The sequence below is a fragment of the Rhodanobacter sp. AS-Z3 genome, assembly GCF_029224025.1.
GTDB lineage: Bacteria > Pseudomonadota > Gammaproteobacteria > Xanthomonadales > Rhodanobacteraceae > Rhodanobacter.
The window spans coordinates 2,841,697-2,858,133 of sequence record NZ_CP119392.1 but is presented as its reverse complement, the minus strand read 5'-3'; the positions used below and the strand labels follow the sequence as shown (position 1 = coordinate 2,858,133).

Here is a 16,437-nt window from a genome sequence, read left to right as displayed (position 1 = left end):
CGCACCTGGTGCATGGATTGCCGCTGCAAGCGAGCTTATTTGAGCGCCATGCGGGCAACATGACGGCGAGCAAACTTTGTACGTACATTTGCTTTACAGGCAGGTGTCGTCAGTGCTAGTGTCGACTAGCCTAATGATATAACGATAAAGCAATTGGTGTGGCCGCCGGGGGCGGCCGCAAGGGGCAGGGGGATCCACGGTATTCATCACTTTGCGGGCTGCTTCGGCCGGCTGGTGTCGAAACCTGCCTGTCAGGGACTGGCCGGTCTATCGAGATTTGCAGCATGCCACGGGATTGGGCGCGAACGGCGTGACGCCAAACAACACCCGCAAGAACCATCCATGAACTCTGCTCTACAACTCAGGGTAACGATCTATGAAAAGCCTGGAAAAGAAACTGCTGGTAAGCGCGATTGCGGTGATCCTCAGCAACGGCATGGTTGTCGGTAACAGCCACGCGCAGAGCGCGGCGGGCGGCGCTGAGGGGCAGGCTGCCTCAGGCGCCAGCGACACTAGTGAGGGGCAAACGAGCAGCGCAAAGGCGACGAGCGGGACTTCGGCCATCAAGTTGAAGCCTGTCATGGTTACGGCACAGCGTGTGTCCGAGCAGGCACAGGACGTACCAATCGCTGTTTCCGCCATCAGTGCAGCAACCCTTGATGTCAAAGGCTTCGAAAGCATCGAGGACATCGCAGCTTTTACGCCCGGGTTCAATATGTATCAGTCCTTTGGGCGCACGCTCGACCGGCCCATCATTCGAGGCATGGTCAATATCCTGGGGCAGGCAAACGCCTCGTTTTTCATTGATGGGGTCTACGTTGAGGGCGATATCAGCGGCTATGACCTCTCCAATGTCGCGCAGATCGAAGTGTTGCGTGGTCCGCAGTCGGCATTGTTCGGACGAGCCACGTTCTCAGGTGCGGTGAACTACATCACCAAACTGCCCGGCAACAAGCCTGAGGGTGGCTTTTCGCTCCAGGTTGGCAACAAGGGGCAAGAGCAAGTGCGCATGAACTACTCGGCGCCACTGAGTTCAGCGTGGTCCTTTGCCGCCAATGCGTACGTCAACAAGCTCGGCGGCCTTTACCACAACTCGGTGTCAGGCAAGGATGACCTGGGTGGCCAGAAGACCCAATCGGTGGGCGGGTCCTTGTACTTTCATCCGAATAGCTCGTTCGACGCCACGCTGCGCGTGAACTATCAGCATGATGATGATCAATCGCCGGCTTATTACCGCTATGGTGTGGCCAATTCGAATTGTTTCGGTACGCCGACAGGTACCGTTTATGCATACTTTGCCCCTATCTATACCAATGGTCCCAACTACTGCGGGGAAGTAAAAGTACCCAACACGTTCGCTGTGAATACACCCGCATTTGGTCTGTCGGGTCATGACGCAGGGTTGAGAAACAACATATTGCGCTCAAATGTCGAGTTGCATTACTACTTTGCAAATAACTGGACGTTGACTTCGACTACGGCGTACAACACGCTCACCAATTACCTTGGCATCGACCAGGATTACAGTGGTATCCGCGGCTTTGGTGGTGCTTTCGAGAGCTTCAGCTCTCAGCCGTCGCATGATTTTTCGGAACAGCTGCGGCTGGCAACCGACCAGAGTGCACCGCTGCGTGGTCAAGTAGGTGTTTACTACTACAGGCAAGGCCAGGGTAATGGTTACAAGGGAGATCTGACCGGATTCGATCTTGCGCCGGGACAGCCGGGCAATTCGCTGGCTCCCGTTCCTGTCGCGCCGTTGACGCCTGGTGCAACCGTCGAGAACAAGGCGGTTTTCGGCATGATCGAATACCAGATCAATGACCAGTGGGGCGCGTCAGTCGCGGCGCGCTGGGGGAAGGATACGATCGGGCAAGCTGGCCTGGATAGCGGATATCTGCAGATCGGGCCGAATTACACACTGTTCACGCGCGCCTATAACGATAAAGCGAACTTCAGCAAGCTGGTGCCACGCGTTGCTGTGACTTATGCGCCCCAACCAGAGTTGCATTTCTATGCTTCGCTGGCTGAAGGCAACAAACCAAGTGGCTTCAACCAGGCAGTGCAGAGTGCCGCCCTGACCGATGCATCCCGTGCAAGTCTCATTGCGCAGGGCTTGAGTACGTTCAAGGAATCAACGTCCTGGACGACTGAGCTTGGCGTGAAATCAATGTGGTTGGAAGATCGCCTCCGCGTCAATGCCGATATCTTCAACATCAACTGGCGAAATCAGACCCAAACAATTTCGGTGCCAAACCAGACGCAGGACGGGAAGGTCGGAGCGAACTCATACACTGCCAATATCGGCAGCTCCCGCATCCGTGGTCTGGAAGTGGAGAGCGAGTTCCTGTTGTCGCGCGATTGGCTCTTGAATCTCTCTTACACCTACCTCGATGCGAAGGTTGTCAATAATCCCGATCCCAATTTGCTTTATACCATCGGGGTCGGCAACGCCGCTGGCCAGTACTTGCCGGCGGTTCCCAAAAACGACGTGGCGCTTGGCGCGACCTATAATCACACGCTGTCGAATGGATGGACCTTGTTCGGGAACGCGGACATGTTCTATCAATCAAGTCGCTTCGGGACAACCTCAAATATCAATTGGACCGGAGCGTCGACCAAGTTCAATTTCCGCATTGGAATTGAGCCACGCAAGGGCCTGCGCATCACGGCGTATGTGAACAACGCGTTCAACAACAGAACGACGGAAAACATTCTTGGTTATATCGACCCCAGCCAATTGATTGCCTATCCGAATCGACAGACGGGTTCGGGGTACAAGGTCGGCTATCCGAGCGACGTGGCGGTTACGGCACCCATGCCCCGACTCTTCGGTATTCGACTGGATTATCGATTCTGATGATGGGCACATGGTACGGACATCCCATCGGGTCTTCGTGGCATGCGTCAAATAGCTGAATTATCTTCCCTCACCGACCGGATACCGCAGTGAACAACAGGACAGCTTTGCTTGGAGTGGTGCTGATCGCGACGATTGGCATGGCGGTAGCCGTGCCGTTGGCGGCTACGGAGACTCCGGTCGTCGCAGCACCGCAGGTTCACACCATCTACGGCGACGTGCGTGGCGTGGCTGAGGGTAGTGTCGACGTCTTTCGCGGCATTCCTTTCGCGAGTGATGTCGGCGGCGCAGGTCGTTGGCATCCACCCACGCCACCCGCGCACTGGAGTGGTGTGCGTGATGCAACGGTTGCCGGTCCAATCTGTCCACAACCGGACAAGCGCTTCGGCAAGCAGGTGCCCTGGGTTGCACAGTTCCACATGAGCGAGAACTGCCTCAACCTGAGTGTCTATACACCATCGCTGAAGTCCGCGGCCAAGGCGCCGGTGATGGTCTGGATTCATGGGGGTAACGCGATCTTCAATGCGGGCTCGCGTTATGACGGCACGCCGCTGGTGAAACACGGCGTGGTCGTGGTGACGATCAACTATCGGCTTGGTCGTCTGGGTCTCTTTGCGGACCCGGCATTGACTGCCAGTCAGCCGCACGAGTTGCTCGGCAATTATGGCCTGATGGACATGATCGCATCGCTCAAATGGGTCAAGCAAAATATCGCCGCGTTCGGCGGTGACCCTGATAACGTGACCATTTTCGGACAGTCGTCCGGCGGTATTGCGGTCACCTCATTGATGGCCTCTCCCCTGGCCAAGGGCTTGTTCCAGAAAGCCATTCCCCAGAGCGGCGCAGTTGCCGTTGTCGGCGGTCTGCGTGACCTGTCGAGCCTGGAACGCGAAGGGGAGGCGATGGGCAAGGAACTTGGTGTTGATCGGACGAAGGACGGTCCGGAGCAACTGCGTGCACTACCCTGGCAGGCGATCATCGAATACACCGAAAAGCACACGAACAACGCACTCGCACCAATAATCGACGGCAAGATCATCCCTCGCGATCCGGTCCGGATCTTCGCGGACGGACAGGCAAATACGACGCCTACTCTGATCGGAAGTGTTAGCTGGGAGCAAAGCTTGTTGGCTCCTTTCAGCTTCCCTCTGACAGCGGTTCTGGCTGGCGTTTCGCCCGCTGCCGCGCGCGCCGTCTATGGCAACCTGGATGACAAGACTCTAGGTGGAGACTGGTTTGCCGATGCCCAGTTCCATGCGCCCGCCCGCTTTATTGCTGCCGAAATGGCGCAACATGGACAGCCCGCGTATGTCTATCAATTTGATCATCTGGGATCGAGTACGCGCGGCAAACAACCGGGCGCCGCCCACAGCGACGATGTCGCCTATCTGCTGAAATTGGTGGGTGTCACGCAAGCACCCGCTCCGGACAAAGAAGATGTTGCACTGGCCGACACCATGGCGAGGTACTGGACAAATTTTGCCCGTACCGGAAATCCGAATGGTTCGGGCTTGTCGAAATGGCCACAGTACACATCCAAAGACAATGCGGTGATGGTTCTTGATACATCGCCCCACGTCTCGCGCAACTTGCTCATCAAGCGGATGAAATACCAGCTCCAACGCTACCAGAAAGTTCTTGCCCAGCCCGAATCCACGACCAAGTCTGATCACTAGAAGCGCTCCAGATCCGGCTATCGACTCCCCCGGGTTGGGTGCCGAGTCAAACGGGAGGTCGCCGGATCGTTGGGACGTCAATGCCTGGCAGGTGTCAGCGGGGCGAGAACGACAAGCACGCGCTTTCAATATCAGCATTGAGGGCGCCCGCTATCTTGATGCGTCGAAGCAGGGTCGGACCAGTCAGGATCGAGCTCATTCATGGAGGGCATGGCGTGGAGGGCAGTGCTTGACCTGAAGTCGTCGTGGCTCGTCAAACACCTGCGCATCCACGCGGACTTCTTCAACAACAATTGAAACCGTCAGCAGGTGACCGCTACTGCCACGAATCAGTGGCGGCCTGTAGGTCATCGCCAAATTTGTTTGCCAGAAATTTTGGCGCGCTCCCCGGCGTGGCTTGGGAATCAGGGACAGCCTCCTCAGTTTTCGCTATCGGCGGGTGAGACTTGCCTTCCGTGACCTGGATGCAACGATTGTCTCTGGCGAGAGTGCTGGCGCTAACACCTGCTTCGGCAAACCCAAAGTAAACGGGAGCAGTCTCCGACAGCTGCCTGCGAACACGGCGACGGTCGCGCCGACTCAAGATGAGCACGCTCGCCAATGGCGGGAGCCCGTTCGGCAAGGTTGATGCTGGCTGCGAACCGTCGTGCTGCCGAGACTGATCCAACCTGGTCTGAACCCGCTTGTCGATGAGGTTCAATGCCATCCTCCGCATTGATACCGTGAAGATCCTGCGGTTTCCGCCTCTGACAGAAGGCAATCTGAAGCAAGGCTTTCCGGAGTCCGTGGTCGCCTACGCACTTTTGGCTGGATTGGGTCAACTGGTCGATCATGGGTGGGGCATCTTGACGGCAAGTCGCCCCCGGTGATGTTTCGGTCGCGAGTGGATTTTCGATTTTGACCCGCGATTGCGGCCGGCCGATTGGCCGTCGGCATGATGATTCATCGGCTACAAGATGCTCTGGTCTGCCGACTCGCCTGGGTAAGGGATCGACTCCGCGAGTAGCCGTCGCTCGGGTCATGTATTTCGAATGGCGGTCAGGTCTTGTGGTCACGACGGTCATCCGATGGCAGCTACCCTTGCTCGCCGTCCGAGACTTTGTTGTTGGATCGGGGGCGCGTCAATGGCGAGGGTTAGATCCGCGGAGCGCGGCACTGCAGCAAGCGTGATCTCGGCGAGTGTCTCCCGGCGGACTTTCCACCTCTGATGGCTGGTCGCTGGCGGTCCCCCGTCTGCTCTCTCTTCTTGCCCACGTCCACCCTGCGGGGCGTACGCAACCACCTCCAGTTCAAGGGTATTCGCGGCTGCAGGACGGCTAGTGTGAACGGGCTGGTACTGGCCATTTCGTGGGAGTTTTGACAGCCAGAAAATTTCGGCTCCATCGCGTGATTCGCTGGGTCGTGGCTATTCCACCATGGATGTTGATAACTTTGTACGTACATTTGCTTTACAGCGCATCTTTAGCAGTGCTAGTGTCGACCTGTTTAATGTTATAACGATAAATCAATTGAGCGTGGTTGCCGGGCAGCTCCGAGGGGTAATCGAACTCAAGGGTGCTGTTGTTCTTTGAACGACTCTGACCAACTGGTCTCGATATCTACCTGTCTTAGAGGATTTCGATCATGCGATTGAGCAAATTGTTCCGATACATCACCAGCGCGGCAATTATTTCTTCCGCCTCTGCAGTAACCGCCTCGTTTGCGGCAACCCCGGACTTCCGCAATCCTGCTGACTCATCAGCGGCGTTCCTGCGTCTGCGTTGCAGTCTCGATCCGCACGACCAGAAGTATTCAGCGTGGACCGCCACCGTCTACGCGCAGGTGCCTGGGCAGAAGCTCAAGCCACTGCTCGGATTCGAGGGATACAACGTTTGTCGCGTAGTCAAAGAGGCCGACGGCAGCTACAAATTGTTGACCCGTGAAGTCAGCTATTACCGGGATCTGAAGACCGGCAAGATCATCGAGCAATGGGACAACCCTTACACCGGCAAGACCGATGACGTGATGCATGTTCACAACGATCCGGTGAATTCGGCGATGCCTGCCCATGGCAGCGGGAAGTACGCGCTGCCATGGGTGGTGATGGGTGACGAAGTGATGTTACTGGTCGATGTTCCGCTGGAATATCCCAATGAACTGTCGCCCGCCAAGTTCCCCGAAGAGTCCAGTGGCGACCACTACATTGCTTCAGAACATTTCGGCTTCTTCGCCAAGCTGGCGGACATGAAAAACCCCAAGCTGCAGAGCGTTCCCTACGTGAATTCGTGGTTCCGCACCGGCCCATGGCTGCCTTGGATGAAGATGGGACAGCGCCCTGGCGGGCTTGTCTACAGCGGCGAAGGACGGAAGCTGGACAGCTTTGCCGAGCTTCCTGCGGAAGTTCAGGCCTACACCCGCAAGCACTTTCCAAAGTTCATCGATGCACCCACCGAGTTTGTCAGTCCCAACGAGACCACGTGGTCGGTCTATCGGGACATGAAAAACGCGCAAGCCACCGGCACCCCTGCTAACCCACCTGCGACCACCAAGCCTTAATTTTGCCCAAGCGGCGGAGAGACTTAATGAACAAGCAGAACAAGACCATCCTTGCCAGCGTGATTGCCGTCATATTGAGTAATGGTTTGTTGGTCACAACAAGCGATGCGCAGAGTGCGGGAAGTGACAAGCAGGCAAGCGCAACCGAGCAGAAGGCGGACACCGACAAGGCCGTGGCGCTGCCATCGGTCACCGTTACGTCACGCCGCGTTGAAGAACAGGCGCAGGACGTGCCGTTGCCGGTCACGGTGTTCTCGGCAGCGACCATCGACAACAAGGGACTGCAGAACGTCCAGGACATTTCCCGCTTTACGCCTGGCTTCACGTTCCACGAGAGCTTTGGCCGCGTGCTGGATCGTCCGGTCATCCGAGGCCAGGTAAATATCCTGGGCGAGCCGAACGCGTCGTTCTTCATCGACGGCGTCTTCGTGGAAGGCAATATCAGTGGCTACGACCTGTCGGACGTGGAGCGGGTCGAGGTGATTCGTGGACCGCAGTCGGCGCTATTCGGCCGCCGTACGTTCTCTGGTGCGGTGAATTTCATCACCAAGTTGCCGGGCAACAAGCCGTCGGGCAGCGCGTCGGTGCAGTTCGGCAACAAGGGCCAGAAGCAGGCGCGCTTCAGCTATTCCGCGCCGCTTGCCGACACGCTGTCCTTCAGGGTCAACGCGTACCGTGATCAGCGCGATGGTCTGTATCACAACACGGTGTCCGCAAAAGACGATCTTGGCGGACAGGCCACGACCTCGTTTGGTGGATCGTTGTTCTGGAATCCGAACAACTCGTTCTCGGCCGTGTTGCGAGCAAACTATCTGCATGACCAGGATCAGGCGGCGGGGTTCTATCGTTATGGCCTCGCCGATGCCAATTGTGGCGGGACGGCCACCGGCGGCGTGTATGCCTACTTTGCGCCGATCTATACCGGCCGGCCGTATCAGTGCGGCAAGATCAAGGTGCCGGATCAACTCGCGATCAACACCGACAGTTTCCACCTTGCGGGCTACGGTGCCGGTGTGAACTCCAGTTCCGTCCGCGCCAACCTTGCGCTGAACTACTACTTCCAGAACGGTTGGCAGTTGAGTTCGACGAGCGCGTACAACTCGGTTGACGGCTATCTCGGCGTTGACCAGGACTACAGCGGAGTTCGGGGGTTTGGTGGCGCTTTCGAGACCTTCAGTTCGCAACCATCGCACGACTTTTCACAGGAATTCCGCCTCGCGTCCGACCAGGGCAAGCCATTGCACGGCTTGGTTGGCGTGTACTACTACAGCCAGGGTAACGGCTACGGATATAAAGGCGACTTGACCGGCTTCAACCTGACGCCGGGCCTGCCAGGCAATTCGCTTGCACCGGTGGTGACGACGGCAGTCACCCCCAATGCCACGATTCGCAACGTGGCCGTCTTCGGCCTGCTTGAATATCAGTTCAACGACCATTGGAAAGCGTCCGCCGAGTTGCGCCGCGGTCAGGACAAGATCGGCGCCACCGGTGTTGACAATGAGTTGCTGGTGATCAGCGGCGTTCCCACGGCGTTGTCGCAGGCCTACAACAGCCAGTCGACCTTCACCAGTACGCTGCCGCGCTTCACGGTGAGCTACAAGGTGCATGACGGTTTGAACTTCTATGCGCTGGCGGCCAAGGGCAACAAGCCCGGTGGCTTCAACGCATCGATCGAGGACGCCCGCATGACGCCCGCGTCCCGGGCGAGTCTGATCGCCCAGGGATCAGCGACCTTCAAGGAGGAGACCGCATGGACCACCGAGCTGGGAATGAAGTCGATGTGGCTCGACAATCGCCTGCGGCTCAATGTCGACGTATTCAACATCAACTGGACCAACCAGCAGCTGACAACCAATGGTCTGGTGACTTGGTTGAACGGTCAGTCGTCGACGAACTCGTATATCAGCAATATCGGCAAGTCCCGCATACGGGGCCTGGAGTTTGAGAGCGAGTATCTGATCTCACGCGAGTGGCTGATGAATTTCACCTACTCCCATCTGGACGCGAAGATCATCGACAACATCGATCCGGATTACCTCAACTACATCGGCACGAACAACGCCAAGGGCAAGTATCTTCCTGCCGTGCCTGGGGACACGGCGTCGCTGGGTGTGACTTACCAGGGCGTGCTGGCCAATGGCTGGGGTCTGTTCGGCAACGCGGATGCCGAATTCGAAGGTTCGAGGTACGGTGACCCCACCAACGTGAACTGGACCGGGTCGGCGACCACGTTCAACTTCAGGCTAGGCATCGAGCCGGTAAAGAACCTGCGCATTTCGGCGTACGTCAACAATGCGTTCGACAACCACACCGGCGTGGCCATCATGCGCAACATCGATCCGACGGTCTTGATTGCGTATCCGAATCTGGTTACGGGGTCGGGCTACTCGGTGAACTACGCGCGTTCTGCCATGGTGACGGCTCCGCTTCCGCGGATGTTCGGTTTGCGGGCTGAGTACCGCTTCTAAAACGATTGCAGCCCCGGAGCCGGCAGGTCATCGCAACGATGGCTTGCCGGCTTTTTTTGCAGGTACAGATGCCGCGCCGCGAGCGATCAAACGTGAGGGGTGCAGTCGCTGTCCTGCTTGATGGCTGGACGCCGTCCAGTCAAGGTTCTGCCAAGGGTAGGTGCGAATTACTCCTGCGACGGGGTAATCGAGTAGATCACCACCAGGTTGTCGTCGTAGTCGACGATGCCGATTTCCCGGCCGGTGCGTCCGTCGGCGGTTGACAGCACTTCCTCGGCGTAGACCTGCAGGCCAAGTTTGTGCGCGCCGGCGACGACCGCATCGGGGTCAGTGGCCTCCAGCACGATGGCACTACGTCTTGGCCGTATCGGATCGAGCGGTACGTTGGTGACTTCGGTGAGCGCCATCACGCGCGGCTGGTTCGGGGCCGACAGTACGCAGAAACCCAGCACGGCGTGGGGTGGAATCTCGAATACCGGGAACGAATAGCTGGCCGGGTTATGTCCCTGGGTGAAGGCGACTTCAAAGCCAAGCACATCGCGATAGAACGCAAGCGCGCGTTCGATATCACGAACCATGAAGTTGGCGCGCTGGAAGCGGATGCTGTTCATTGGTGAGTGCCTCGGCAGTTAGGAATGATCGCGGTCCCTTTACGCCGTAGGCGCGTTGGTCACGATCTGATTCACTTCAAAGAAATAGCCATCCAGATCCCAGAACGAACAACCGATCAGGTTCTTCTGGAGTCCGTCGGCGCCGGTCACGGTCCACTCGTGCGGTTCACAGTGAATGCGGGAACCCAGCGCGCGCGCACGTTCCACCGTCCGCCGCGCGTCCGTCGCGGCAACCACGAAGATCGGCGTGCCAAACGCGATCTCTGTCGGCAGCTCGGTCGGTGCATCCTGTCGCGGCTTCAGCCATTCGAGCAAGCCGATCATGCCGATGCTGTCGTCAATGCATTTGAGGATGCACAGCCGCGTGAGATCGCCCTTGTTGCCGGCAGCCAGTTGCGTGCCCGACAAGGTGAAGGGTGTGTCCATCCAGCGGGTCATGCCGAACACCTGTTCGTACCAATGTGCGGCTTTTTCGATGTCGCGCACCATGCATGTAGTGCGTTTGATTACATCAGTCATGCATGATTCTCCGGTCTATTTCAGGTACTGCCTTCCATTTGCACGCACTGCGCCAACCAGCGGCGACGGGTGACCGGGATCAGCAACAATGGCACGATGCCGTAGATCAAAGGCACCGCGGCCATTGCATAGCGCAGGTTCGCTTCGCCCAAGACATGGGTCGACAGGAAGCCGACCGTCGTTGGCCCAAGCAGCAAGCCCGCGAGACTGATCGCCATGTAGTACAACGCGACGATCTGTCCGCGGATGGGCGCCGGCGTGATCGCGAGCAAGGCGGTGACTCCGACCGCGGAAATCATCGCCAGCGCGATCGAGTTGAGGCCGAGCATGGCGATGGCCGTCCACGGCCCAGGCATCAGCATCGCCAGCGAAGCTGTCGGGACCATCACCAGGCATCCCAGGATGATCAGGCGCAACGGCGCATCCTTGATGCCGCGCCGGGTCCACGCGTCGGACAGGGCACCGGTGATGTTTACCGTGGCCGGCCCGAGCAACAGCATCGAGATGCCATTGGCCAGTGCGTACTTTTCCGCGCTCCAGCCGAAGCTGCGGGTGAACACCGCCGGCAGAAAACCCTGGCTGTAGGCAATGATGGTCAGCAGGCAAGGGAGCGAGACGAAACAGGCGAAGGTGGCTGCGTTGGAACGTACGAAGCGCAAGGTTGCACCCACGCCGGCGTTCCTGGCGAGCATGTTTTCGCCATGCTGCTGGCGGGGTGGCTCACGCAGAAACAGCAAGCCAAGCGCGATCAGCAGACCGGGCAAGCCCACCACGAAGAACGTCGTCTGCCACGGCTTCACGATGCCGACGATGGGCAGCTCGATCATGCTGGTGGTCTTGGTCCATTCCAGCACGGCTGCGCCAAGCAACGAGGCGATGCCGGCACCGAGGGTCAGTGCTGCCGAATAGAACGCGATCGGCTTGCCGCGACGTTCGGGCGGGAAGCTGTCGCCAATCATCGACATCGCTGCCGGGCTCAGCGTTGCCTCGCCGACGCCCACGCTCATGCGCGCGCCGAACAGGTGCCAGAAGTCGCGCGCCAGTCCGGAGGCGGCGGTTGCTACCGACCACAGCGCCACACCGGCGGCGACCAGCCAGGTGCGGCGCTTGCGATCCGCCAGCAAGCCCAGTGGCAGTCCCATGGTGGCGTAGAAGATGGCAAACGCCGGACCGAGCAAATAGCCGATTTGCTGGTCCGACAACTGCAGGTCGGCCTTGATCGGCTGAATCAGCAGGCCAAGCACGTAGCGGTCGACGAACGAGAACACGTAGGCCAGGGTCAGCACGCTTACCATCAGCCACGCGATACCGGCGGAAGGATAACGGTGCGAATTCGCTGCAGGATCAGTCATGCGCTGTCATCGCTGGAAGAGGGGCATCGGCTATTTGTGAAGGGACACGCGGCGATCAGGCGGCCTGTGCCAGCTGTGCGAGGCGTGCCTTGCGTTCGTCGCGGAACTGCATGGAAGCCAGAAACGTCAGCGCGATGAGGACCGAGCAGACCGTAAAGCCCAGGCCGTAATTGCCAGTGCGATCGTGGAACACACCGGTCAGCCAGATGCCCAGACCGCCACCGGTGGCATCGACCACGGTGATCGTGCCGAGAATCTTGCCCGCCGAACTGATCCCGAAGCTGTTCACCGCCTGCAGTTGCAGCAAGGTGTACATCCCGCCCCAGCCCACGCCGAACAGAGCGATGCCATACCAGGCGAAATGAATATTCAGGCTTGCCAGCATGATGGCGCCCGCGAGCATCACCGCCTGGTTCGCCATGAAGACCGCTTTCTGGTTGATGTGGTCGGCAATCAAGCCGAACAGGAAATTGCCGACCAGCACCATGCCGAAGAACAAGCCCAGACCATCGCTGGCCTTGGCCAGGTCGTAGCGCATGTCGAGCAGGTAGCCGATCAAATGAGCCACCGTGGCCAGGGTGCAATAGAACGTCATGCCAGCGGTGAGGGCGAGCGCCCAGAATGTACGAGTGCGCAAGGCATCGGCATAGCTGAGGTCGCCACGCGTCGAAGCTGCCTGCGCGTCGGCGCCGGCTTCCATACCCAAGGGCAGCATGCCCTTGTCCTTCGGACTGCGTACCAGCCAGATCGCCGCGACCAGCAGGATCACCGGCGCCAGCGCCAGCCACTCAAAACTCATGCGCCAGCCGAAATGCTGCAACAAGGTGACGTTGAGCTTGGCAAAAATCACACCGCTCAGGCTGCCGCCCACCAAGGCAATGCCAATGGCCGTGCCACGGTGTTTGACGAACCATTGCGAGACCAGGATGACCGCCACGTTGAGGCCAGTGGCAACGAGTACCGCTGCGAAAGCCACATGAATCGCGTAGATCTGCCACAGCGCAGTGACGTGGCCGTAGGCGAAGTAGGCCACGCCCAGCAGGATGCTGCCGGCGATCAGCAGAGCGCGTACGCCGACACGATCGATCAGGATGCCGATGAACGGAGCAACGGCGCCGGTCAGTACCAGCGTGATCAGGTCGCGGAATTTCAGCGCTCCCAGCGAAAACCCGAACTCGTGCAGCAGCGAGCCGTCGAACACGCTCAAACCGGTCATGGTCAGGCCGTTGGAGACCAACATGGCCAGCATGGCGCAGGCTGCCATCAGCCACGGATAAGCTCGCTTCATTGATGGTCCTTCTGGAGATACGACGCTGATCCGGGCGGGCAGGCGATCCTTCCGTCGTTGACGCCGGGGCAAGCCTGACCATAGAGTTTGTACGGACAAACATTGCACACAATCCTGCCACTTGGCAACCGGGTTGCACTCCAGTGATCGAGGGTATTCAACGATGAACAGGCTTCTTTGCAGCATGGCTGCCATTCCGCTTTTGCTGGCCTTGGGCAGTGCCGCTGCCGCCGATGCGGGCGCCGACGCAGGGAAAAGTCCGAATCCACTGGACCAGTCTCTGGTCAGGTTCATGCAGTGGGCGCCCGGTGAATACGACAACAACGAACAGGTTTGGCAGGAAGACCTCGACAACGTGGCGAAGCCACACCGGCACGACCATCTCATCGTCGTTGATGCCCATGCCAGCGCCATCGGCGAACACACGTTGTTCGTGCAGCAGAATGAAGTTGGCCAGCCAGGTGAGGCCGTGGCGCTTCGCCTGTTTCGCGTGACCGCAGATTCCGCCAGGCACGCCATTCGTCTGGAAGCCTATGCTTTCGTCAACGCCACGAAATACGTCGGCGCGTATGCCCGGCCGGATTCGCTGGCCGCGCTTGCCGCCGCGGACGTGGTGCATAAGGAAAGCTGTTCGCTTTACCTGACCGATCGTGGTGATCGCTTTGAGGGAAGCGTACGAGCCGACAGCTGCGGCATCGGTTCCGGCAAGAATGGCCGCGAGATCAGCATTGGCAGCATGCGACTGTCCACCGAAGGTTTGTGGCTGCAGACGAGCGCGGCCAAGCCAGCTTCGAGTCCGCCTGACAGTGCCCCGAGCCGGAACCGCCGCGTACGCTATTTCTCCGGCTGGACGATCGTGAAGAAGGCCGGCCCTGCGGCCGCACTGGACGATCAGTCGATGTGGTCGATGGTGCGTTTCGTGATCCACAACGAAGGACAGATTCTGCCGATCAAGGACGACAAGACCGGGCAGGACACAGGCTATTCACTGCAATTGGCGCAACTGACCTACCAGAACACTCGCGATCCGATTCTCAAAATCGGCCTGATCGAAAACAGCAGCGGGCGTACCGTTGCCTACAGCTGGGCCAGTACCGACGCGAAGCAGCTCGGCATGAACCTGCGCTGGTTCCAGGCGGGGGTAACCCTTCGCGGTGGCGACGCCGGGAAGTTCGGTTTCATCCAGCCAAAATAGGGGGAAGCCCCTCTGTGACGGTCAGACATGAAAAACCCCGCGCTTGGCGGGGTTCTTCAAAGTATTGGTACCGGCGAGAGGACTCGAACCTCCACGACATCACTGCCAGTGGATTTTGAGTCCACCGCGTCTACCATTCCGCCACACCGGCATGTGTGAGCTGGGGATTATGCCGGGTTCAGTGGACGCGGTCGAGCCCTAATTGACGAACATCGCGTTCGTACCAGCGATCTTCGGGCAGCGGCTGGAATACCGCACAGCGGACCATCGGGCCGGAATAGATGTGCAGGCTGACGGTGACGGCATCGTCGCTGGGGTTGCGGATGCTGTGGTATTCGTGTGGCGGGATCAGGCTGCCGGCCGAGCCGGCACCGGCCTGGATCGAGCCGACGGGCTGGAACTGGTAGCGCTGCTCGTCGTGTTCCAGCAATTCGAACTGCACGATTTCCAGTGCGCCATTCCACACGCCTTCGACGCACCACATGCCGTCGTGGTCGTGGATCGGCGTGCCCTGGCCCGGCCCCCAAGTCATCGCCACCACGCAGTAGCCGTGTTCCTCGCTGCGGTACAGCTCGCGCCGGGCGTAGTGTTCGGCGTTCGCCTCGAACACGCATTCGGGCAGGGTTACTGTCTTCTCGCGGATCATCTTGCACAGGCTGTTGCGCAGGCTGTCGGTGAGCTCGTGGGTGGTTGGCTTGGCCACGGCGGCATCGATCGCGTCGATCAAGGTGCGGCTACCGGGGAAATCCAGGGTAAGCATGGCGGTCTCGGGTGGTGCGGGGAGCCGCCAAGCTTACCAGCGAGGGGCTCAGGCCGCTGCCAGCCGGTTCAGGAAGCCGCCGATGGCGTGGCTGTAGTTCTCGATGTCGACCAGAAACGCGTCGTGGCCTTGCGGCGAATCCAGTGCCACGAATTCGACCCGCGCACCGGCCGCTTCCAACCCTTCTGCGATCTGTTCCTGCTGCTGCAGCGGGAACAGGATGTCGGTACTGACGCCGATCACCATGGCCTGCTCGATCTGGATGCGCTTCAGCCCTTCGTGCACGCTGCCGTGGCCGTACTCGGCCATGTCGAACCAGTCGCTGGCACGCGACAGGTACAGGTAGCAGTTCGGGTCAAAGTTGCGCACGAAGCGCTGAGCATGGCCTTCAAGATAGGACTCCACCTGAAACTCGCGGCCGAACGGTTCGTCCTCGCGCTGTTCCGGGTCGAGCCGGATGCGCGCAAAGCGACCGTTCCATTCCATCGCGGAACGATACGTGATCACGCCGAGCTTGCGCGCGATGCTCATGCCAAGGTCGGGATAGGGGCCGCCTTCCGTCGCATGAATATCGTAAGCACCGTCGTTGAACTGCGGATCGAGTCGGATCGCTTCGCGCTGCAATGAACGGATCGCGATGGCGAAGGGTTGCGCCTGTGGCGCCGTATCCACGCTGATGTGTGCGCGCACGCTGCCGGGATGCAGCAGCATGTAGGCCAGCGCGCTCATGCCGCCCATCGAGCAGCCGATCAAACAGGCCAGTCGCTCGATACCGAGGCTGACAACCACCGCGTGAGCCGCATTGGCGACGTCTTCCAGCGCCAGTTCGGGAAAGGCCAGGCGATAGGCTTCTCCCGTGGCGGGATCGATCGACGCAGGACAGGTCGAGCCCTTGTCGCTGCCCAGTGAGTTCACGCAGATCACGAACCAGTGGCTGCTATCGATCGCCTTGCCGGGGCCAGCCATTTCCTGCCACCAACCCGGCGATGGGTCTTCCTCGCAGGACGTCATGTGCGCGCTGGGGGAAAGCCCGGTGAGCACCAGCACGGCATTGTCGCGCGCGGCATTCAACGTGCCCCAGGTTTCATAGGCGACACGGGCGCCGTGCAGTTCGCCACCGCGCTTCATCGCGAACGGTGAGGGCAGGGCGAGATAACGGCGCGCGTCTTCCATGCG

Annotated in this window: 11 protein-coding genes and 1 tRNA gene; 5 read left to right on the top strand and 7 right to left on the bottom strand. The window is 59.4% G+C overall.

The window, feature by feature from the left end:
• Positions 1 to 376 precede the first annotated feature (376 nt).
• From PY254_RS12755 to PY254_RS12740, 4 genes are all read left to right on the top strand, one after another.
• Positions 377 to 2,857: a TonB-dependent receptor gene (locus PY254_RS12755; protein ID WP_281012419.1), complete on the top strand. Its 2,481-nt coding sequence runs from the start codon at positions 377 to 379 to the stop codon at positions 2,855 to 2,857.
• Between the two features lie 89 nt (positions 2,858 to 2,946).
• Positions 2,947 to 4,533, top strand: coding sequence for a carboxylesterase/lipase family protein (locus PY254_RS12750; protein WP_281012418.1), 1,587 nt, complete (start codon positions 2,947 to 2,949; stop codon positions 4,531 to 4,533).
• Positions 4,534 to 6,156: 1,623 nt separating this feature from the next.
• Positions 6,157 to 7,068: a DUF1838 family protein gene (locus PY254_RS12745; protein WP_281012417.1), complete on the top strand. Its 912-nt coding sequence runs from the start codon at positions 6,157 to 6,159 to the stop codon at positions 7,066 to 7,068.
• A gap of 26 nt (positions 7,069 to 7,094) precedes the next feature.
• A complete protein-coding gene (locus PY254_RS12740; protein WP_281012416.1) occupies positions 7,095 to 9,536 on the top strand; it encodes a TonB-dependent receptor in 2,442 nt (813 codons plus the stop codon).
• 167 nt (positions 9,537 to 9,703) lie between these two features.
• Here the strand turns inward: PY254_RS12740 and PY254_RS12735 are convergent, their stop codons facing one another.
• From PY254_RS12735 to PY254_RS12720, 4 genes are read right to left on the bottom strand one after another with little or no spacing between them, the layout of a single operon-like run.
• Complete coding sequence (locus tag PY254_RS12735) at positions 9,704 to 10,147, bottom strand: VOC family protein (RefSeq protein WP_281012415.1); 444 nt, start codon at positions 10,145 to 10,147, stop codon at positions 9,704 to 9,706.
• 39 nt (positions 10,148 to 10,186) lie between these two features.
• Positions 10,187 to 10,666, bottom strand: a complete 480-nt coding sequence (locus tag PY254_RS12730; protein WP_281012414.1) for a VOC family protein — start codon at positions 10,664 to 10,666, stop codon at positions 10,187 to 10,189.
• A 20-nt stretch (positions 10,667 to 10,686) separates the two neighbouring features.
• On the bottom strand, positions 10,687 to 12,018 hold the full coding sequence (locus tag PY254_RS12725) for an MFS transporter (protein WP_281012413.1): 1,332 nt from the start codon (positions 12,016 to 12,018) through the stop codon (positions 10,687 to 10,689).
• Between the two features lie 55 nt (positions 12,019 to 12,073).
• Positions 12,074 to 13,306 (bottom strand): MFS transporter, encoded by a 1,233-nt coding sequence (locus PY254_RS12720; RefSeq protein WP_281012412.1) that lies wholly within the window; start codon positions 13,304 to 13,306, stop codon positions 12,074 to 12,076.
• 163 nt (positions 13,307 to 13,469) lie between these two features.
• Here PY254_RS12720 and PY254_RS12715 point away from each other — a divergent pair, with 163 nt between their 5' ends.
• On the top strand, positions 13,470 to 14,501 hold the full coding sequence (locus PY254_RS12715) for a CpcT/CpeT family chromophore lyase (RefSeq protein WP_281012411.1): 1,032 nt from the start codon (positions 13,470 to 13,472) through the stop codon (positions 14,499 to 14,501).
• Between the two features lie 65 nt (positions 14,502 to 14,566).
• On the opposite strand, the gene PY254_RS12710 is transcribed toward PY254_RS12715, so the two are convergent.
• From PY254_RS12710 to PY254_RS12700, 3 genes are all read right to left on the bottom strand, one after another.
• Positions 14,567 to 14,652: transfer RNA gene (locus tag PY254_RS12710), tRNA-Leu, on the bottom strand.
• Between the two features lie 27 nt (positions 14,653 to 14,679).
• Entirely contained in the window at positions 14,680 to 15,261 is a 582-nt protein-coding gene (locus tag PY254_RS12705) for a cysteine dioxygenase family protein (protein WP_281012410.1), read from the bottom strand.
• Positions 15,262 to 15,309: 48 nt separating this feature from the next.
• The gene (locus tag PY254_RS12700; protein ID WP_281012409.1) at positions 15,310 to 16,434 is read right to left on the bottom strand and encodes a homoserine O-acetyltransferase MetX; all 1,125 of its coding nucleotides are present in this window, start codon (positions 16,432 to 16,434) and stop codon (positions 15,310 to 15,312) included.
• Positions 16,435 to 16,437: the final 3 nt, after the last annotated feature.